Source organism: Paenibacillus sp. FSL H7-0323 (assembly GCF_038002725.1).
Taxonomy (GTDB): domain Bacteria; phylum Bacillota; class Bacilli; order Paenibacillales; family Paenibacillaceae; genus Paenibacillus_AQ; species Paenibacillus_AQ odorifer.
Genome location: NZ_JBBODB010000001.1, coordinates 6493284 through 6514207, shown reverse-complemented (window position 1 = coordinate 6514207; position 20924 = coordinate 6493284). Strand labels below are relative to the sequence as shown.

General features: G+C 39.9%; 15 protein-coding genes and 1 pseudogene. 7 read left to right on the top strand and 9 right to left on the bottom strand.

Features of this window, described 5'->3' with window-relative positions; genetic code table 11:
* Positions 1-77: 77 nt before the first annotated feature.
* From MHH89_RS29085 to MHH89_RS29065, 5 genes and pseudogenes are all read right to left on the bottom strand, one after another.
* A complete protein-coding gene (locus MHH89_RS29085; protein ID WP_076125364.1) occupies positions 78-710 on the bottom strand; it encodes a carbohydrate-binding family 9-like protein in 633 nt (210 codons plus the stop codon).
* Between the two features lie 217 nt (positions 711-927).
* Entirely contained in the window at positions 928-1155 is a 228-nt protein-coding gene (locus MHH89_RS29080) for a hypothetical protein (protein WP_143766440.1), read from the bottom strand.
* Positions 1156-1194: 39 nt separating this feature from the next.
* On the bottom strand, positions 1195-2142 hold the full coding sequence (locus tag MHH89_RS31400) for a Gfo/Idh/MocA family protein (protein WP_256719255.1): 948 nt from the start codon (positions 2140-2142) through the stop codon (positions 1195-1197).
* Complete coding sequence (locus tag MHH89_RS29070; RefSeq protein WP_341088679.1) at positions 2102-2224, bottom strand: hypothetical protein; 123 nt, start codon at positions 2222-2224, stop codon at positions 2102-2104. The genes MHH89_RS31400 and MHH89_RS29070 overlap by 41 nt, the downstream gene beginning before the upstream one ends.
* 504 nt (positions 2225-2728) lie before the next feature.
* Positions 2729-3046: pseudogene (locus tag MHH89_RS29065) on the bottom strand (sigma factor); the annotation flags it as partial.
* A 248-nt stretch (positions 3047-3294) separates the two neighbouring features.
* On the opposite strand from MHH89_RS29065, the gene MHH89_RS29060 reads away from it, so the two are divergent.
* A complete protein-coding gene (locus tag MHH89_RS29060; RefSeq protein WP_036675848.1) occupies positions 3295-4260 on the top strand; it encodes an NAD(P)H-dependent flavin oxidoreductase in 966 nt (321 codons plus the stop codon).
* Positions 4261-4659: 399 nt separating this feature from the next.
* Here MHH89_RS29060 and sigK (MHH89_RS29055) read toward each other — a convergent pair whose 3' ends face one another.
* Positions 4660-5202 carry an RNA polymerase sporulation sigma factor SigK gene (gene sigK / locus MHH89_RS29055; RefSeq protein ID WP_341088678.1) on the bottom strand — a complete coding sequence of 181 codons (543 nt, stop codon included), beginning with the start codon at positions 5200-5202 and terminating at the stop codon, positions 4660-4662.
* Between the two features lie 854 nt (positions 5203-6056).
* On the opposite strand from sigK (MHH89_RS29055), the gene MHH89_RS29050 reads away from it, so the two are divergent.
* Positions 6057-9212: an amidase family protein gene (locus MHH89_RS29050; protein WP_341088677.1), complete on the top strand. Its 3156-nt coding sequence runs from the start codon at positions 6057-6059 to the stop codon at positions 9210-9212.
* An 803-nt stretch (positions 9213-10015) separates the two neighbouring features.
* Here MHH89_RS29050 and MHH89_RS29045 read toward each other — a convergent pair.
* Positions 10016-11080, bottom strand: coding sequence for a GntR family transcriptional regulator (locus MHH89_RS29045; protein ID WP_076219034.1), 1065 nt, complete (start codon positions 11078-11080; stop codon positions 10016-10018).
* A 263-nt stretch (positions 11081-11343) separates the two neighbouring features.
* On the opposite strand from MHH89_RS29045, the gene MHH89_RS29040 reads away from it, so the two are divergent.
* The 5 genes from MHH89_RS29040 to MHH89_RS29020 all read left to right on the top strand — a co-directional run bounded on the left by MHH89_RS29040 (position 11344) and on the right by MHH89_RS29020 (position 17507).
* Positions 11344-12681, top strand: a complete 1338-nt coding sequence (locus tag MHH89_RS29040; RefSeq protein WP_042185834.1) for an ABC transporter substrate-binding protein — start codon at positions 11344-11346, stop codon at positions 12679-12681.
* A gap of 85 nt (positions 12682-12766) precedes the next feature.
* The gene (locus tag MHH89_RS29035; protein WP_042185833.1) at positions 12767-13663 is read left to right on the top strand and encodes a carbohydrate ABC transporter permease; all 897 of its coding nucleotides are present in this window, start codon (positions 12767-12769) and stop codon (positions 13661-13663) included.
* Positions 13664-13679: 16 nt separating this feature from the next.
* Complete coding sequence (locus MHH89_RS29030) at positions 13680-14513, top strand: carbohydrate ABC transporter permease (protein ID WP_076125501.1); 834 nt, start codon at positions 13680-13682, stop codon at positions 14511-14513.
* 29 nt (positions 14514-14542) lie between these two features.
* Entirely contained in the window at positions 14543-15532 is a 990-nt protein-coding gene (locus MHH89_RS29025) for a glycoside hydrolase family 43 protein (RefSeq protein WP_076125375.1), read from the top strand.
* A gap of 409 nt (positions 15533-15941) precedes the next feature.
* Positions 15942-17507: a histidine kinase N-terminal 7TM domain-containing diguanylate cyclase gene (locus MHH89_RS29020; RefSeq protein WP_341088676.1), complete on the top strand. Its 1566-nt coding sequence runs from the start codon at positions 15942-15944 to the stop codon at positions 17505-17507.
* A 367-nt stretch (positions 17508-17874) separates the two neighbouring features.
* On the opposite strand, the gene sigK (MHH89_RS29015) is transcribed toward MHH89_RS29020, so the two are convergent.
* Both sigK (MHH89_RS29015) and MHH89_RS29010 read right to left on the bottom strand, forming a co-directional pair.
* Positions 17875-18405 (bottom strand): RNA polymerase sporulation sigma factor SigK, encoded by a 531-nt coding sequence (gene sigK / locus MHH89_RS29015; protein WP_076276602.1) that lies wholly within the window; start codon positions 18403-18405, stop codon positions 17875-17877.
* A 309-nt stretch (positions 18406-18714) separates the two neighbouring features.
* On the bottom strand, positions 18715-20913 hold the full coding sequence (locus MHH89_RS29010; RefSeq protein ID WP_341088675.1) for a hypothetical protein: 2199 nt from the start codon (positions 20911-20913) through the stop codon (positions 18715-18717).
* Between the last annotated feature and the right edge of the window lie 11 nt (positions 20914-20924).

Here is a 20924-nt window from a genome sequence, read left to right as displayed (position 1 = left end):
TGTGTCTACTACGACAAAAAAACCTCCAACCCCGTATATGCGGCTTCGGAAGTTATTCATTAACCTGCATTTCGCAGTTACTCTAAGTACAGAATCCCAAAATCACAGCTTCTATGAAATTCTGGTTTGTTCGAATGAACTTTGCTCCATGTTCCAAAGTGCGGATAAACCGTTTCATCGCCGCACTTGTAAAAGTTTCCTCTTATCCTTTTTCCCGGCACTGCCCGAAAATCCGAAAAATAAGATTGTACCCATGCCCATGAGATCGAAAAGCTTAATTCCCAATACGCTTCCCCTTTATCATTAATCTGATCCGTGGTGGATAGGACTTGGAAAAGTGCTGGATTGATAGTGATTGGGAAGCGATCATACCGATCCGCCCCTATCTGCAAGAGAATTGCGCCATTCGCATTAAATTCGAAATTCATATAGCGCTGGTCCGAATCCGGAGAAGGCTGAAAAAAGAACTCGATGCAGCTATCCTTATACACAGGATCATTCATGTTTCTATATGTTCGTATTGGATTCTGTTCGTAAACCTTAAACTGAAGCTTCAGATCCTCCTGACTGTAATTTAATCTTGCTGTAACGACCGGGTTATATCCTTTAAGCCATTGATACTGTTTAATGATCTGGAAATCTTCTGTAACTGAAACATCCGTCTGATTTATCAGGCGGGAAATCACTAAGGTTTCTAATTTTCTTTCCATGGTTCATTCCCTTCGGTTGGAAATCCCACTAGGCTAACACAGCAAAACAACCCTATTAATTAACTTGATTATTTAGACCCGCGACTTACCGGTTTTCCAATACGCAGTCTCGATCCCCGAAATTTCGCACGGCCGTCTGCCGTTACCTGTATTGGCGGATGATGGAACTGCACACTCTATATCCCCTCGGGCGCATCCCCCACTTCCCGATCGATGGTCAGATCCCCCCGTATCCGTTCTCCTGCAATGCGTCGAAATCTACCTTCACCTCGCCGAATGGAACCTCCCGGAATATGGCTCCGGAGCTTACTAGCCCTGCAATCCGTTGATGATCCAGCGGGTGGTACCCGACGGCACCGTATACATCCCTCAGTTCGACTGACTGATGTCGGCTGCCGTACTTTGCATGGGTCAATTTATTCCTCAGCAGGTGTACACCATGCACCGGTTCATCCCCTGTTACCATCACCATGTTGGTCAACCCTTATTTCGCGCAAGGTAACGTAATTCCTTCATGGATCGCCCGGTCGGCTAAGAGAGCGATCTCCATCGCCCGGCAAGCTTCCTCCATTGCCGGTATAGGGGGCAAGTTGTTCTCCAGCATGGACAGGAAATAGTCCAGCTGGGCACCCGTAGGCTTTACGGAGAAGTCCATATTGATCTGCCGGACCGCTCCTTTCTGGTAGTCTTCGACCTCGATCAGATTCCCCAGATGCTGATCCTCTCGCGGTCGTTCGTTCTTGTATATGATGCGAATCCGGCCTGCCGGTCCGATAAATTCCTTCCGGTTATCAGTCGGAAGCCCCTTGCCCCACCCTGTCTCAAAGTAGCCGATGGAGCCGTCCGACAGACGGAGGGTCATGAGTCCGTAATTGTAAGTATACGGCGGGACTTCTTCGTAGAGACGCTGCCCGATCCCATTGACGCTTACTACGTCCGCCCCTGTAGCCCAACGCATCACATCGATATAATGGACGCCGCAATCCACGATCGGCGAGACGTCCCGGAGCAGGGATAAGTGGGAAGCCCAATTTTTGGAGGGCTTCAATTGGGATAGCCGGATGACCAAAGGGAAGCCGATGGCGCCCTCCCGGATCATCTTCATAACCGCCTGGTACGTAGTGTTATGGCGAAGGATGTGACCGATCAGCACCTTGGTTTTAGCTCCACGGGCCAGCTTCATGAATTCCTGTGTTTCCCGTGCATTGCCCGCCATCGGCTTCTCGCATAGGATATGCTTCCCTGCAGCGAGACAATCTTTTGCGATCCCCAGATGGGAGGACGGGTACGTGGCGATAATGACCAGATCCACATCATCACGCTCTATCAAGACCCGGTAATCCGTGCTCCAACACTCAGCTCCGTATTGGCTTGCCACTAAGGAGGCCCTGTCACGGTTCCAATCCGCCACGCCGATCAACCGGACCCGCACCTGTCGTGATATCGCGTCCAAGTGGAGAGAGCCCATATAACCACAGCCTATCACGACCGCCCCGTACCTTTTCATGATGCATCCATCCTATCCTTCTCACTCGCGGAGGTTATTTTATGTTGATCCAAGCTCCTTGTTGGGAGAAACCGAAGTCTCCTTACAACGTCTAGTCTTCTTGGGCATTGATGATTTACCATTCTTCATGCATATACTTCTCTTACATTTGTACAATACCGGACTACTACAGAATAACCTGCATCTTGTTATGATACCTTGTCACCTTTATTATATAAGAATGATGGATATTTTTATTTAGCAAAGAAAGTTACTTTTTGCACGATTCCGTTATTCCTTCTAATTCTATGTAGGGGAGGGACTCGGTTCATAGGTTCTTTCTTCTATCGCTTGCCGCAAGGTCTGCCATTTTTGTACGATGTATGCGGAACTTCAACCCTATAGATCGCCAATGCTGGGCGCACATAAAAAAGCAACTCCCTTTTTGCAAGTCGCTTTTAAAACACTCTATAGTGAATCTTAAGTTATTATCTAATATCCTCACCGCTTCGCCTTATAAAACTCATGATACAGCTTCAGAGCCAAGGATATCGATAAGTGTAATTTCATTACCTTCCTTGTCTGTCCCAATCGAATCGTGCAGAGATACGTCTTTACGTGTTTTCTTGAGCGAACGCAGGTGCAACAGGATTTCGTTTTCAATACAACGAGCAGCAAATGTGGCTAGTTTGGTTCCTTTGTTCGGACGATAGCTCTTAATAGCTTTTATCAGGCCGATGGTGCCGATGGAGATCAGATCCTCCATGTCTTCCCCAGTGTTATCGAATTTCTTGAGGTTGTGGACACGATACGATGTCAAAATCCACTTTCTTGATAGAAAAGCGTTGATAGAAGTATGAAGGTTTTACCGGATGGATGGCTCTTTTTTTTGTTATTCATTGTCCTTTTTTTAATAGTCACTTCGTTTTCTTAAATTTTCACTTGATATCAACAACTTAACAGTTGAAAGACATGATATTTAACATAGTTTGAGCATGTTTACAGTCACATCCGGGAAAGAATTAGCTGTGTTACGATATATCTTATTACTCTAGAGGAGTATTAATAATGTCAACAACTTGCAAAAGAGGTGTGTAATTGAAACTTCCAACAATCCAATTCGGACATATTAAATCGAGAGTTCCTGTTATTCAAGGTGGAATGGGTGTAGGCATATCCTTAAGTGGACTAGCCGCTGCTGTAGCCAATGCAGGCGGGATCGGCACCATCTCTGGTACAGGGATTACTCCTGATGAGCTGAGAATGCATATTCGCAAAACAAGAGAACTCTCTAAAGGAAATGGCTACATCGGTGTGAATGTACTATTCGCAGTGAAGGACTTTGCCGAAAAAATGAAGATTGCTTTGGAGGAAAAGGTTGACTTTATTATTTCCGGAGCCGGAATTTCTAGAGATATTTATGCTTGGGGTAAAGAATATGGTACTCCTGTCGTAACTATTGTTTCATCCGCCAAATTAGCCCGAATTTCCGAAAGACTTGGTGCCTCCGCAGTCGTTGTGGAAGGGTTCGAAGCTGGAGGCCATTTAGGTACAGACAGATCCATGTTTGATATCCTTCCTGAAGTCTTAGAGGCCGTTTCGATTCCTGTTATTGCTGCGGGTGGAATTCTAACAGGGGATGATATCGCAAAAGCCCTTCGGATCGGCGCATCTGGTGTTCAAATGGGTACCCGTTTTGTGGCTAGCCTTGAGTGTGATGCTCCCTTAGCCTTCAAGCAAAAGTATGTAGATGCTCAGCAAGGAGATACTGTCCTAATCAAGTCTACTGTGGGTCTAGAAGGTAGAGCGATTCGGAATGAATTTACGGACCGGATCAGTGATGATGCCAAATTAAAGATAGTCAAATGCTATAATTGTCTAAAGGTTTGTTCACATCGCTTCTGTACAATGGAATCCCTGCTCACTTCCCTTAGAGGAGATGTTAAGAACGGATTGGTTTTTGCTGGGTCCAGAGTTCATGAGATTAAAGAGATTTTGTCCGTACAGCAGATTATCGACAATTTAATGGATGAGTATCAAGGGGCATTGAACCCGACAACTTAAGGTTGTTATAAGATTCAAAAGCACGATTAACCACTTAAGCAAGCTTGGGATTTCCGAGCATAAGTGGTTTTTTTATTTCGCTTGATACTCAAATCTAGTTATATTTAATAAGCTTTTGTGTTGTATTAACCAAAGATTTCCGTACCTTTCTTTTTAATTGCAACAACAGCTAAATATCTTCACAGCCAAAATGCAATATGCCCAATCGCAAAAGATGACTGGATATATGTACTCTTCAGAGCACCACTTAACAATTTTCCCTCTCCCTTTCTCATGTATTTTTATGAGTTGGTTTAATACAAAAATTCGCTGAACTATATCTTCTCTAAAAAATTTAAATATGGTCCTTGAAGCTTTCTATGTATGCCGGTTAACGGATACTACCTTGTGATTATGAGTTTACCGCTCAGCCTTATAAAACTCATGATAAAGCTTCATGAGCGCCCTCTTCTCTATCCTCGAAACATAACTCCGCGAGATCCCCAACTCCTTAGCAATCTCCCGCTGTGTCCTCTCTTCTCCACCTGTATCCAGCCCAAACCTACCCACCACAACTTCTTTCTCCCGGTCATCCAGAATATCTAGGTTGCGATATATTTTACTCTTCTCGATCTTCAGATCGACTTCTTTAATGACATCATCAGCTTCGGAGCCAAGAATATCGATAAGTGTAATTTCATTACCTTCTTTGTCCGTCCCAATTGGATCGTGCAGGGATACGTCTTTACGTGTTTTCTTGAGCGAACACAGGTGCATCAGGATTTCGTTTTCAATACAACGTGCTGCAAATGTGGCTAGCTTTGTTCCTTTGTTTGGACGATAGCTCTCAATAGCTTTAATCATTCCGATGTTGCCAATGGAGATCAGATCCTCCATGTCCTCCCCAGTGTTATCGAATTTCTTGAGGTTATGGGCACGATGTGATGTCAAAAAATAAACCAATTACGATCGATTCTGATTCGAATTGGTTTCCTTTTGCATATTATATTTAATTTGTAGTTTCCGATTGATTTCTTGTGTACATCCTGGTAATCCATTTAAATAACACTTTACTTGATCAATCAACTCTAAGTAAGATATCAGATTATTCATACTTGTTAAATTGCGTCTAATAATATCCTCGGTTTCAATATGATAGCCACCGTTTTTCACACGTAGAGCAATACATTCAATATTTAGCCGAACATCTGCTAGTTCCACATAAAACACAATAATTTCAAAGCCTTGTTCCTTTGCATCCTCATCTGCCTTATAACGTTACCACCCGCTAAAGTGGTTTCCACAATGAAATCCCACTTATTCCAGATACACTACCTGGCTATTCTTATGGCTTCTTTCCCAGCAGATACTTTACTCTTTTCAGGATGCCCATTAGTGATCTTGCGGCTATGCATCTGGAATCATCAGTGATTCTGTTTTATGCCATGCTCCGATATAGAATCTTCCACTTTCATGAAATGAAAAACATAATATTCTCCGTTAATTTTTAGCTGTTCCTTTTCTTTTTGATTTCGTCAAATTCACATAGAGATAAGTGAAATTCAAGGTTTTTGGTGATGCAGCCGGATGATGATACTCAATATCCTATAGACACTCCAAAACCTATCATAAATTGTAATCTATTTAACACAATAGTTTACATATACGTTACACATAATAATTAAAAGAGCCGTTTTCGCCTTTTAACAAACTCAAAATATATTAAATTTATAATATTCATTGACTGAAACAAATACTAGTGTTATATTTCCTAACATTAAATAATAAAATACATACAGGAAAAGGAGATTACGCACATGAATAAGTTCAAACGTCTACGTGAAACTAAAAGAGAGCATTCTGGTTCCTCCCGATCTGAATATTCACCAGCAAAAAAAAATTGGAGTAAAAAGCAATTTATAGCTACTTCAATTGTGTTATCTGTTATTGCTACGAGTGTAATTCCGTTCCAAACAGCTGACGCTTTAACTAGAGTTACTTCAGAAAGTGGCACAGTATGGGAGATTCACGATGTTTTTGCTCCTAGCTTAGACACAGGAAGTTTACGTACAGTTGGTGCTACACAAGTACAAGGTTTCGGCAATATCTTTGTTAAAGTGTCCTCGCCTTCAGCTCCGCTGATGAATGGTCAAATGATGCGTGGGTTTGACTTGAAATATGACGGCGTTAATAAGTTTACTTCGGCTCAATCTGTAAATCTAGGAAATGTAACAGTAACACGTGAGGTGTATGTGGATACTATTCATAATCGAACGAGATTCTTTGATACTTTCACTAATAAAAATGATGTGGCAATAAAAGTTGATGTATCATTCGGTGGCTCTTTAGGATATGGTACAACAACAAATGCTTCAGTAGTTAAGGCAACCTATTCAGGCGATCTAAAGGTAACTACAGATGATTCATGGATTGTTGTAGATAGTAGCGCCAAAAACAATAAGCCGCTAGGCGTTGCAGTGGGATCTCCAAAGCCGTTTGATAATGGATTAACCGGTCTAGGTAATCAGCAACAGGATCCATTCACAATACCCTTAGCTGAGTATGGAAATGAAGCGAATTTCTATGGGTTCATTAATTCACTAAATATTGGGCCGGGCGAATCGAAATCCCTAGTAAATTATGTACAAGTTGGAGAAGCTGGTGAAGAAGGGTTGAAAAATCTGGTTGCTATGCTAGATGGACTTAATAGTCTTCTGGATGTAACAGGATTAACAAACGCACAAATTCGGTCAATTAGCAACTGGGATATATCTTCTATAGAGGGACTTGATACTGGAGATCATCTGGTTATACCAAATGCTCCTGCGCCTAAAGAATTAGTAACTTCATCGCCGTATGATGTTAAGAATAAATCCATTGCAGAAATGCAACAGGATATGATTACTGGCAAAACTACCTCTGTACAAATTACTCAAGCCTATTTAGATAGAATCAAGGTATACGATGAGGGACAATTGGGATTCCATGCATTCCTGCATGTATCTGAAACTGCGCTTAACCAAGCAAAAGCTGCTGACGATGCCCGTGCACAAGGTGTAAAAGGTGATTTATTGGGTATTCCAATTGCGATAAAAGATATTTATGATACAAAGGATATGCCTACTACCGGTGGCAGTAAAGCTCTTGAAGGCTGGCAGCCTGATTCTGATGCATTCCAAGTGAAAAAACTGCGGGAAGCTGGAGCTGTAATTATTGGTAAAGTAAATACTTCTGAGTTTGCTAACAGCGGAAGTTTTAGTGAAAGCGGCTGGCAGCAAACATGGAATGCACTCTATCCATCGAAAACATCTTTTGGCTCAAGCGGCGGGTCTGCAGTATCTGTTGCAGCTGATTTTGCAGCAGCAGCAATGGGATCGCAAACAGGGGTATCTCTCTATGCACCAACTACAGGCGCTAGCTTAAAAAGCTTCCGGGGTACAGACGGTATGGCAAGTACTACAGGTGTACTGCCACTCACTTGGGGACAAGATTATGCAGGTCCCATTGCTAAAACAGTAACTGACCTAGCTATTATATTGAATGCTACAACGGGTACGGACCCACAGGATATTTTCACAGTCACTGCTGATGCAGATCATAAGCGTCCAGTGGATTGGAAGGAATCTCTGGATGTTAATGCATTGAAAGGAAAGAAAATTGGATACATTCCTGCATCCTTTGTATCTGCATATGCTGATGATGATACTGGACAGGCAGTGATGGATAAGTTCTCAGAGCTTCAAGCAGCGGGTGCGACTATGGTTGAAATGTCAGCTGTACCATCAGGCCCTAGTCGTCCTTCAGGTATTAATGGATCTACTGAAGGTTGGGCACGTTATATTGAGTTGCATAAGGACTTCCCTTATATTGATGGAGCAAGTGTACTAGCTTCAGATAAAGTGCTTATCTATAATCAAAGAGGATACAGTACCCCAACTCGTATGACTGAACAGGCTGTACAAGATTACATTAAGTATAGAACTGACTATAAGGAAGTTATCAAAGGCTGGATGGACGCGAATGGTGTTGATGCTGTTGTTTATGCAGGTTTTATTAGCGACGTATATAACAATGACGCAGCAGCTTCTCAATTAAGTTCAGACCGTAACACAGGCGTATTAACCTCTACTATGGGTCTACCTACGGTAGTTGTTCCTGTAGGAACGAATGACAGCGGATATTCTATCTCTATGCAACTGGTTGGTAGAGCATGGGACGATGCAAAAGTTTTAGGCATGAGCTACGCTCTTGAGCAACAAAGTCAAGCTAGACTACTTACAACATTTGCTCCAGCACTTCAATACGTTTCAAACTCTACTAATCCTGATCCAAACACAGATAATGGACCAACCCATCCAAATACTGGAGGAGGTACAGTGACACCTCCAGCAATAACAACGCCTATAGAAACACCGGCACCTGCAGAAACAATAACACCAGCAGATAAGCCAAAAGTTGTTAGTTTTGTAGATACAATGAATCATTGGGCAAAAACAAGCATTGACGCACTAATTGCTAAGGGATTATTGACGGGGTATTCCGATGGAACATTCCGTCCAAATTCAGGTTTGACTCGTGCGGAAGCCATCAAGGTAATTGCAACGCACATGAAACTTGAAGGACAAGAAAGTAACTTTATAGATGTATCTCCAACTCATTGGGCGAATAAGTTTATTGGTGCAGCTGCTAGATCAGGCTTGATGAACGGATATAGTGACGGAAGCTTCCGTCCAGATGAGAAGATTAGTCGTGGTGAATTAGCGGCACTAATCACTCGAGCTTTTAAGCTAACAGGTACTGGAAACACATCATTCAAAGATGTTACAAGAAATGCATGGTATTATGATTCCATTGATGCACTCGCATCCAATAATATTATTACAGGATACGCAGACAGTACATTTAAGCCTGAAAAAGATATTACTAGAGCAGAGTTTGCAACAATTGTTTCCAGATTACTAGAGACTTACTAGAGACTACTAATTAAAAGAAATTCAATTAAAAATGACAGAGTACTCGAGTAACCACGTTTACAAGAAAGGCCATCCCGAAAGGGATGGCCTTATAACTTGCCGTTACAGATAGTGCGATGAACCGTATCATAAGTAGAACGAAAAGACTTTTTCCGGATTATGGAAAGACGGTCTCGTTTATAGCAGAAGTTCCCTCTGTAAGTCGTTTGTTCCTAGCGGGACTATCACTTTTTATGGCGGAAAAGTAGAGTTAGGGACTGTATGCTAGGGGACTAGCGGTCTATGAGGCGTCAGATCTTACGGTTGGTAATCACACTATTCCTGCAAGCTACAGCGGCGATAATCACTATAAAGATTCTACAAATAGTTGGCTACAAAACGTGAATAAAATATGGACTCAAATCAGCATGAATATCTTACAATCTACTATGGTGGGGGCTCGGTCGATGTACAAGTCGGTACACTCGGCATGTCATCCCTACTCGATCTTACTCCATCCAGCGCCTAGAAAATTATTTGCTCATATAAACATTTTCATATTTATTTCCTCATTGAGTTCCTGGAGACATTTGAATATTCCTTCATGATCATCATGCTCTGAGATTCCTTGACACTCACTCCCCGACCCGAAGATCGGTTTCATCCGTATGAATCAGCGGTTTTCGTAACAAAGTGGAGCGAATCTCCCGTTTTGGCCGCTAGCACCTTTATGATATATTGTTATACTCTATGCGCTGGAACGCAAAAGAAGACAACTTCTACTGAAGGTGCTCCTAGAGTGTCGATAAAGTCCAATGAAATAGTTAGGGGAAGATGAGCTGCACGGGAATGACGGCATTCTTAGGTGAATATATATTCTCTATTTGTTCAAGTAACAGCTTTACGGCTGTACGTGCCATTTCCTGTTCATCCTGCTGTACATAAGCTACGAATGAAAGATGTGGATTATCGAAAGATAGCAAATCGATATTTGAGTGATTGTTGAGACGGCTGATAGCGGCCGATGTAAGGCGTGCGGTTTCTTCGGTTAAGGAGAAAGCTGCCGAAATTCCACTATGCCCCTGCAAGAAGTCGCTTACATAGTCCAATGCTTGCTTACCGCGTAGAATGTCGAGAGGGATGTGACACCACAAGCTCTTGTCGATTGATATACCTCGATCTGTGTACGCCTTCTCGAAGCCGAGCGTGCGATCCTCGATGGCTGTATTGGCATTCTCAGGTGAGATGAGCGCAATCTGATGATGACCCTTGGATAGCAAATGAGAGACAGCCTTATACGCACCGCCGTAATTGTCTGATGTAATCGTGTATGTTTCAATGTTACGCAGGTAGCGGTCGATGAACACACATGGGAATTTATCGAGCGACAGACGCAGTAGTGATTCGTTGTACTTCTCATCTTCTGTTGGAAAAACGATCAATCCCTTCACACCGAGCCCCGTTAGTGTACGAATGGCGTTCGATTCGATAGAGGAGGACTCTCGCGTGATGCTTAGTACCATGCTGAGGCCAGCTTCAGACAGGAATTGTTCCGTGTAGTCGACGAGCTTCTGAATGACACGGGTTACCATCGTCGGAATAATGAAGCCGATGAGCGGCAAGGACGACGCGCTGTGTGGAGATAATGGAGAATCAATGCTAGAAATATCAAGACTAGAAGAGACGAATGTGCCTTTGCCTTGTACGCGTATAATTAATCCTTCGTCAGCTAGCTGGGTTAAGGCGTTTTTGACGGTTATTTTACTTACTTTGAATTCGTCCATTAATTCTTGTTCAGAAGGGACGCGGTCCGTTGGCCGAAGCTGCCCAGATTTAATTTTCTGTACAATATCTTCTTGAATTTGCTTGTAGAGCACCAGCTTTTTCAAATAAGTACATCTCCCTTAAAATTTAATGATTTTTATAATCAATTGGTTATATAAAATATATTACGTATATATTATAATGCAATTTATAAAGCGCTTACAATACAGAATTAGGAAATTTATTACGAAGGTGTCTTTTCATTGAAAGGTTAGAATCATGTTAAGAAGGTTGGTAACGAGACGTATTGAAACCGCTTAAATTAACAGAAGTGACCAGTCACCCAGCATCTCAAATGAGTAACAAAAAAAGAGAGGATGACGAACAAATGAAAAAACGCATTACATTAATCTCCATCGTTACAATCCTTATGATGTCACTAGTTTTGTCGGCATGTAGTAAGTCTTCCAGTTCATCAACGGAAACACAGCAGTTAGGCGCTGATGCCGGTGAGAATGCAACAGAAATGTCATTTTGGACATTCGTAGATTTGCATGGCAAGCATTTGGATAAAATGCTGGGGTTATGGAACCAACAGAATCCAGACAAACAGATTAAGTTGAATGTAACGGTTATGCCTTACGATGATATGCACAACAAGCTCTTATTGGCAGTTACAAGTGGAAAAGGTGCTCCTGATATTGCGGATATCGAGCTTGGTCAGTTCCCTAAATTCTTGGAAGGGGACAACGTTCCACTGGAATCTTTGAATGATGTATTTGCACCATACAAAGACGTTGTCGTTCCCTCACGTGTCGATATTTACTCCAAAGCTGACCAGGTTTATGGCTTTGATTATCACGTAGGTGCTACGCTTGCTTTCTACAACACGGAAATTCTCGAACAAGCAGGTGTTGACTACAAGATGATCAAAACTTGGGAAGATTACAATCAAGCAGGTATCAAGGTTTATGAAAAGACTGGTAAGTACTTAGGTACTGCTGATACATCCGCTACGTGGCAAGCCTCGCTGTTACTTGCTCAGCAAAACGCTGATTTTACAGATGAAAATGGCAATCCAAAAGTTAACTCCCCTGAGATGATTAAAGCGTTTGAAATGTTAGTTGACCTGCAGAAGAATAATGTTATTCATACGATCCCAGGCGGACAACCCGACACAGAAGAAGCAAAAGGCGAATACAACAAAGGCAACTACGCAAGCGCATTGATGCCTGAGTGGTACATGTCCCGCTTTGTAAACGAAATGAAGGACCTTAAAGGTAAGTATGCAATTGCTCCATTGCCTGTATTCGAAGAAGGTAATCCTCGTTCCGTTGGCTTAGGCGGTACTGGCACAGTTGTTACTAAGACTGGTAAAGATGTTCAGTTGGCAAAAGAGTTTGTAGCTTTTGCTAAGCTTTCGAAAGAAGCTACTACTGAAATCTGGAATACACTTGGATTTGACCCAATCAATATGGAAGTATGGAAAGATGAGGCTGTAACGAAAAACCCTGATAACGAATACGTCCAGTATTTTAAAACAAATGCATTTGATACTTTGAATGAAATCAAAGACGAAATTAGAGCTATCAAATCCGTAAAAGCTTCACCGACGATCGGCAATGTGCTCAATACGGTTACTCTGAATGCGATCTTTGAAGATGGCCAAGACGTGAAGGAAGCTCTCGATGAAGCACAGGCAGCAATTGAACAAGAATTGAAATAAAAATAATAAGTAAATGGTTATGATTAAGCCTGTCGGCAAGAATGGTGCTCGGCAGGTTTAGTCATAGTCAAGGGAGAGTGGGATTATGATAAAGAAATTTGTATACTCTCAAAAGGTTGCACCTTATGTATTTGTGTTGCCATTCATAATCATATTCTTGATATTCTGGTCTTATCCACTTGTAAATTCATTCGTAATGAGTTTTCAAGATAGGATGTTGGGACAGGATCCAAAATGGGTTGGTGAAGCGAATTATTCGAAGTTATTCACAGATAAAGTGTTTTTGACGGCTATTAAAAATAGCGTTGTATACATGCTAGGAACCTTAGTGCTGTTAATCCCTTTCCCAATGTTATTTGCAGTTATGATAAACAGTAAGTTAATGCTGGGGAGGGAGTTTTTTAAATCTTCGTTCTTTCTTCCTGCATTGACATCTGTCGCAGTGGCGGGTACTATTTTTCGCCTAACATTCGGCGAAATGGATGGTTCATTAATGAACAGTTTTCTAGGTCTATTTGGTGTAGAGCCTACTAAATTCTTGAAAGATGCAGAATGGAGTATGGCTGCACTATTAATTCTTGCATGTTGGCGATGGACAGGTGTTAATATGCTGTACTATCTATCTGGTTTGAAAAACATTGACAATGATTATTATGAGGCTGCTTCAATTGACGGGGCATCTGCTTGGCAGAAGTTCAGATCGATTACAATGCCATTATTGAAGCCGACCACGATATATGTTACGACAATTAGTGTTTATGCAGGTTTGGCAATGTTTACCGAGAGCTTAATGATGTTTAACGGTAACAATTCACCGAAAAATATTGGCCTAACTATAGTCGGATATTTGTATAGACAAGGAATTGAGAAGAATAAGCTCGGTTACGCTGCAGCAGTTGGTATCGTTCTATTAGTCATTGCTATGATTATCAATTTAACGCAGTTGAAATTTAGTGGAATGTTCAAAAAGGAGGAGGATTAAAATGGACACTAGTCAGATGAAGAACAACGTAATTGCTAGAATAGTCATAATTAGTACCTTTATTATACTATTCGTTATAATTATGGTTCCATTCTATGCAGTGGCCCTCTCTTCCTTTAAACCAGGTGAAGCTTTAATAAGATATGGTCTTAACTTAAGTTTGAATTTTGAAATAATGAGTTTTGATAATTTTATCTATTTATTCACTGGACAACATGATTATTTTGTATGGTTTTGGAACAGTATGACGTTAACAATCATTCAGGTTGCTTTAACACTGTTTGTAAGCGCTTTTGTTGCATATGGTTTTGCAGCGTATGATTTCAAAGGTAAGAACTTCCTCTTTATATGTGTGTTGCTCATTATGATGGTGCCATTTGAAATATTGCTGGTTCCTTTGTACAGCTTAATAAATGATTTGCAAATGGTGAATAGCTATTCGGCAATCATTCTGCCGGGTATAGCTAATGCCGGGACGATATTCTTCTTTAGGCAATATCTCAGAAGCATACCAAAAGAAATTATTCAATCTGGGCGAGTTGATGGAGCAAACGAATATGCGATATATTTCAGAGTGATTATGCCGATTATGAAGCCTTCCTTTGCGGCAATGGCCATTCTGAATGGTATGAATAGCTGGAATAATCTATTGTGGCCATTCATGGTGTTGGGAGATCAAAATAAATATACACTGCCAATCGGTTTAAAAACATTGTTAACTCCTTATGGGAATAACTATGACCTTCTGATCGTGGGCTCCTTCTTCTCCATCATTCCAATCTTCATATTGTTTATCGCTTTCCAGAAATATTTCATTGATGGTATGACTGCGGGTGCTGTTAAAGGTTAGTATCTATTACTTATGAAATAGGTGATAAGATGGGAGTCCAACAAGAGGAGTTACGCGTCATTAAACCATTGATCGAGCAACGAGCTGATCCTTTTATATGCCGACATTCAGATGGTTATTATTATTTCGTGGCCTCGGTTCCAGAGTATAATCGGATTGAAATCCGTAGGGCACAGGACCTTGTAGGGCTTATTACATCAGCTCCTGTAGTGATCTGGAGAAAGAGAGAGACTGGCATTCTTAGTGCCAATATTTGGGCGCCAGAGCTGCATTTTATTGATGGAAAATGGTACGTATATTTCGCTGCCGCGCATACGTCGGAAACGACAGAAGGCTTGTTCGACCATCGGATGTATGTACTGGAGAATGAAAATGCAAATCCGCTCGAAGGCAGCTGGACGGAAAGAGGACAGGTTCGTACCGCTTGGGAAAGCTTCTCCCTCGATGCCACTACCTTTGAGCACAATGGTAGCCTCTATTACGTATGGGCACAAAAGGATCCGGAAATCGAAGGCAACTCTAATCTCTACATATCTAAAATGAGCAATCCGTGGACGTTGATTGGGGCGCAAACGATGATTACGATGCCCGAATATGACTGGGAGATCATCGGGTATAAAGTGAACGAAGGCGCGGCATTTGTTCGCAAAGATAATCGGGTATTCCTCACTTACTCTGCTAGCGCTACTGATTTCAATTATTGCATGGGCTTGCTTGAAGCCGATGCGGACTCGGATTTGCTCGATGCTGCCTCATGGCGCAAGTCGAAAGTACCGGTTCTCACGACTGATGAGAGCATCTCGATGTATGGTCCTGGTCATAATAGTTTCACGGTGTCAGAGACTGGCGAGAAGACGCTGTTTGTGTTCCACGCAAGAACGTATAAGCATATTGTAGGAGATCCGCTATACGATCCGAATCGCCATACATTTGTAGCGGAGCTGTTGTGGACGGATGACGGCAGACCTGATTTTCGCGGCTCTGTTGCGGCACTTGCACGTTCTGTACAATACGAATAGATCTGCGAGCGCTTCACAAAATTCTAAATGGATTTAGTTGACTTATGTCGTACATGGGGAAGCCTTTATAATTAGAAATAAAAACAAGTACCCATCCAATCGATGGGTACTTGTTTGCAATGCAATAGAAGTGATGAATTACGTAATGTTGTACTAACTATTTGGTGATCGGTATAGACGAAATAGTAATCATAGCATTACTGATTGGCTAAATGTGTTGCTACTGTCATGAGTGTCATGCTAAGTTAAAAACAATCTATTTCATGAAGCAATAATCAATACGATGTGGGTAGTACAGACATAATAGTGATGTGGACGGAATCCTGTAAATGGTTCAAGGAACAAATCAACATCTTATATTAATCGTGTTAACGTAAATATATGTATTGTATGAAAGTGGGTATACCTATTGGATTCGAAGCTAGCAGCATATATAACATTAGTTTGTACTTCGGCTGTTCTGAATTTGTCTATACTTGTCTTTACTTATTGGAGGAGACATTATTATACAAATATCGCTAATTTGTTCATGTGGAATACATTAACTTCAATGATTTATTGCTTTGGTTATGCCTTTAGCTTAACATCGACTTCGTTAGAACAGCTTAGATTTTGGAATATTGTACAGTATGCAGGGATGCCATTTTTCCCTCCGTTAGGATTAATGTTTGTCATGCAATATTTGGGTTATAAAATAACGAGAAAAAGAATAATCGCGCTACTTACAATGCCTTGTATTACTTTTCTCATCAATGTAACTAATGAATCCCATCATTTTTACTATAGAATATATGATATCCATTCGGTGCTCGGGGCTCCATATAGTGAGATTGAGTATGGGGCATGGTTTGCCGTACATAATATTTACATTTTCTGTTGTATGTTAGCTGCGCTCTTATTGCTGCTTTCACGCTGGAAGGAAACCGTTAGTGTATATCGATCTCAATTATTTGCCCTCATCTGCGGTCAACTGCTTCCAATAATGACTGCATTTTTATTATTCATAGGAGTGACACCCGATGGTATCGATCCTGTACCCATGGTTATTTGGTTTTCTTCTGTTTTGTACCTTTGGTCTATTACCTCCTCTCGAATGTTATCAATAATGCCAATTGCAAAGGAAACGATCTTTAATAGTATGAACGATGGTGTCATTGTGCTTAATGATACCTATCAATTAATCGAATATAATCAAGCTTGTAAAAGTATGTTTAGTGAATTGGATCGATCAACGTTAGGGCAGCCATTTGATCAAGTTTGGTATATGCTAACGGATCAATCATTCCCTGTTCAATTAGATACGATCTCAGATAAATTGAATGTTACGATTCATCAAGGTAATTATATATATCAGCTACGTATTTCTATGCTTCAACAATCTAATAATAACTCTGGCTTACTAATTATATTTACGGATATAACAGAGCTACATACATTACAACAAAAGTTAGAGCATCAAGCCTATTATGATGATCTTACACAAATATACAATCGTCGTGCCTTTTTCCAGAAAAGTGAGCAATGCTTAATGAAAGCAAAGGGTGAATTATCATCCTTTGTGATTATTCTATTTGATATTGATTTTTTCAAAAAAGTGAACGACACTTATGGGCATCAAACCGGAGATCAAATGCTAGTACATGTGGCTCAAATATGTAAGGCTGAGATGGGAGAACATATACTATTTGCTAGATATGGTGGTGAAGAATTTGTACTCGCTTTATCTGGTTATACACTAGCGGAAGGGGAAAACTTCGCTAATCACCTTAGATTTTGCATTGAACAGAAGCCTCTAGTTGAAAATGAAAAATTGGTAACGATTACCTCTAGTTTTGGGGTATCCGTAACGACAGGAGCTGTGGAGGAAACAATCCATCAACTTCTTCATAAAGCTGATGAAGCACTTTATGCTGCCAAAAGAGCTGGTCGAAATCAAGTGCGGGTTTTTAATGAAAAGTACGAATATGTGGAATAGTACAGCAAATTAAAATAGAGGCGTACATCGGAGCCGTGCTTAGTTTAGTAACTTGGTGGATTGAGAGCAAAATGCCTATCAATCAAGAAGAAATATACTTATGAGTGACTGTTTCAACAGGATATAACAGTCAGTTATTCTGATATTGAAGGATCATATGCTAGTGATGCTATTAGGCAATTTACAGAAAGAGGAATTGTAAACGGTATAGATATGAGAATTACCTGTATTTCTCTCTATAGATGTTACGGTGAACCGTATCATAAGTAAGGCGAACCCTATCCACACAAAAAACGACTCATCCGTAGACAAGTCGCTTTTCAAGTTTTATTATTAATGGATTATTACTGTGTAATTGTCATCAGTCCTACCGCTTCGCCTTATAAAACTCATGATACAGCTTCATAAGCGCCCTTTTCTCTATCCTCGAAACATAACTCCGCGAGATCCCCAACTCCTTGGCAATCTCCCGCTGCGTCCTCTCTTCTCCACCTGTATCCAGCCCAAACCTACCCACCACAACTTCTTTCTCTCGGTCATCCAGAATATCTAGGTTGCGATAAATCTTACTCTTCTCGATCTTCAAATCCACTTCTTTAATAACATCATCCGCTTCCGAACCAAGGATATCGATAAGTGTAATTTCATTACCTTCCTTGTCTGTCCCAATCGGATCGTGCAGAGATACGTCTTTCCGTGTTTTCTTCAAGGATCTTAGGTGCATCAGAATTTCATTTTCAATACAGCGTGCCGCAAAAGTGGCCAGCTTTGTCCCTTTGTTCGGGCGGTAGCTCTCGATAGCTTTAATCAAGCCGATCGTGCCGATGGAGATTAAATCCTCCATGTCTTCTCCGGTATTATCGAATTTTTTGAGGTTATGGACACGATGCGATGTCATTTTAATATTTATTATTGTTTTTCAATAAAATGAAGCATGTTAAATCAAATCGATTTGGATCTACATATATTTCTCCAGCTATCGCCTTGGACAAAAGACCGTGCGCCGTGAAACGCACGCAGTGCGAAAAAATAGAGGATTGCGAACCGAATCAATCCAAGCATTAGTAAGAAATAAAGATTACCTCTCATTGGATACACAAACATAAACATGAAAATCCGTTCCCTAATAAATAGTGACAAAGACCCAAAGCTTCTTTTGAAGTCTTGGAAAGTTTTAATTGTAGTTTAATTTTCCTAAAGTGTTTTTTTAAAGTAAATCAAGCGAGGTTCTAAGTATTGGTCTGTTTCGAATTAATTTATAATATCCTGCTCTGTCCCCATCATTTTCATAATCATTTATCCAGCCTCTCTTCTTGAATGCTGATAATATTTTCTCGTTTGTTGTATTAATTTCATACTTGGGTCGGGTCCGAGGTTCAAAAACTTTATTGTATTCAGCTAAATTTAACATTTCAAGATATACCCTACACATCTCTACATCAAGATTGGGTATTGAAGATAGAAAAAGATCAAGCTTATAAACGCCTTCGATCTCTTCCGATTCAAGCATTTTCCTAAGCAACTCGCTGCAAATTTTAAAAGGTGTGTTGATAATTAAATCTATGTGATCTCTTGCCAATTCAAATACTATTTGCTTAACTTCAGTAGCCCACTGTTTATACGAAAGGAACAAGTGAGGTATCTCATTAGCATCGAGGTTATTTTGTAAAACGTATGCATTAATTGTATCAGAATATCTTTTACCTACTATTGAGATAGGACCATTCGTAATTTCTAAAAGTTTAATTTTAATGGCATCTTCTATATTTATAGAAAGAATATCAATTATTTCGCTTAGAACTATGGTTTCTGTTGTCATGATACTAATATAATTATTAATGTTTCTTTCTATAAAATATAGTGCTTGTTCCTGATAATGTTCTCGAATAAAATAGTGCGTTTCCAAATTCATTTGAATAATGCTTTCATCAGTAATGATCTGGAACTTATCGACAGATATCCCTTCCCTATCAAAAGGATCACATGACAACTCAAGTGTTGTTAATATTTCTCTATACTTCTGATTTGAAAGCTCATTACAAACTAAAATTGCATCAAAAAATTCGCCTGCAACTTCTTCACCATAATCATTCTTCATTTCTGAGAAATTCAATTGGACATCATTTCCGTTAATAAAAGTTATCAATAAAGATTCAAGTTCTAAACCAAAATGAAAATATTTAATTATATTTTCTTCAGCATATGCTACTAAATTACAACTCAACAATGAACTCCATAGATCTTTATCATCTACATCATTAATTAATTGAATAGATGTTTTCAAATGATCTATATAAGTTTTTTTCTGATCATATGTGATCTTCTCATTGTTTAAAAGTAATAGTACGTCCTTTTCATCATCAGAAATGGTGCCTCTGCAACCTGCTAATATGATATTAACATAGTCATAAATATTCTCTTCGATATAATTAGCTAATGGAGATTCTGGTTTATTATTAATTAAAGTATAATTCCGATGGTAAATATCACTTTCCTCATTAATTGAATAAAAAGTATATAGCATGAGTGAAAGGTTTTCAAAGTTAATCTCATATAACCAATTGGAGTACACTCCTTCCAAAAGCTCTGCATTTGCTTGATTAATATTAATAAAAGCAACATCCAATTTTATAAAACCATGAATTAATTTTTCAACATTTGGCTCGTTAAGACTCAGGTAATCATTTGAAGTAGAAATGTAGTGAGAAAGATACTTTTCAGCATTAACACCATGAATATCATCTTCATTCGAAAAATACAAGGTATAAACCGAATACATACGTATCTGTTTATTACTTAAAAATTGACCATTTAGAATACTTCCAAAAAATTCAGGCCATTGATGATTCAGACTCATGATAAAAGACGCAATCTCTCTTTGAGTATTAAAATATGCACCTATAAATTGAAAATTTCTTTCCTCTTTAAGTTGCTTTATAAATCTATTGAGAAGTTCTTCGTTCTCAGGTGTCTGCAGAAGGTGTTCAAACAAATCAAAGTTAAGAACTTCCTTTTGCTCAAAATCTACTTCTCGAATTCTAGCAGTTACTAACTTCGGATTCTTTAATTGATAGGTGTATTCCTTCGCCTTTCTATCAGTTATACTGCGCAAAAATGTTTTATCCCCCCTACTAAGACTATTTTCATAGAAATAAGTCATATAATCGGGATAAGTCTCATCAATATATCCATAACGGATAAGATATTTTAACAGATCAAAATATTCACTACCCTTAATATTGTGAAAATTATTTACTATTCCTATCTCATTTGTCGTTGTCACTTTGAATATTGCATCTATATTTTCTCTTGTAATGACCTCTTTTAGCTGTTTACTTTCAGTTAAGTTTAGTTCTTGTTCGATATGTAAAAGTTCATTTTCTAACTGAGGAAGCTCATTATTCAATTTGAACTCTA

Bases quoted from the DNA above. Each gene is read 5' to 3' on its own strand.
- MHH89_RS29040 (WP_042185834.1), top strand. From the start codon at position 11,344: ATGAAAAAACGCATTACATTAATCTCCATCGTTACAATCCTTATGATG.
- MHH89_RS29025 (WP_076125375.1), top strand. From the start codon at position 14,543: ATGGGAGTCCAACAAGAGGAGTTACGCGTCATTAAACCATTGATCGAG.
- MHH89_RS29085 (WP_076125364.1), bottom strand. From the start codon at position 710: ATGGAAAGAAAATTAGAAACCTTAGTGATTTCCCGCCTGATAAATCAG.
- sigK (WP_076276602.1), bottom strand. From the start codon at position 18,405: ATGACATCGCATCGTGTCCATAACCTCAAAAAATTCGATAATACCGGA.
- MHH89_RS29030 (WP_076125501.1), top strand. From the start codon at position 13,680: ATGAAGAACAACGTAATTGCTAGAATAGTCATAATTAGTACCTTTATT.
- MHH89_RS29070 (WP_341088679.1), bottom strand. From the start codon at position 2,224: ATGCATCATGAAAAGGTACGGGGCGGTCGTGATAGGCTGTGGTTATAT.
- MHH89_RS29035 (WP_042185833.1), top strand. From the start codon at position 12,767: ATGATAAAGAAATTTGTATACTCTCAAAAGGTTGCACCTTATGTATTT.
- MHH89_RS29050 (WP_341088677.1), top strand. From the start codon at position 6,057: ATGAATAAGTTCAAACGTCTACGTGAAACTAAAAGAGAGCATTCTGGT.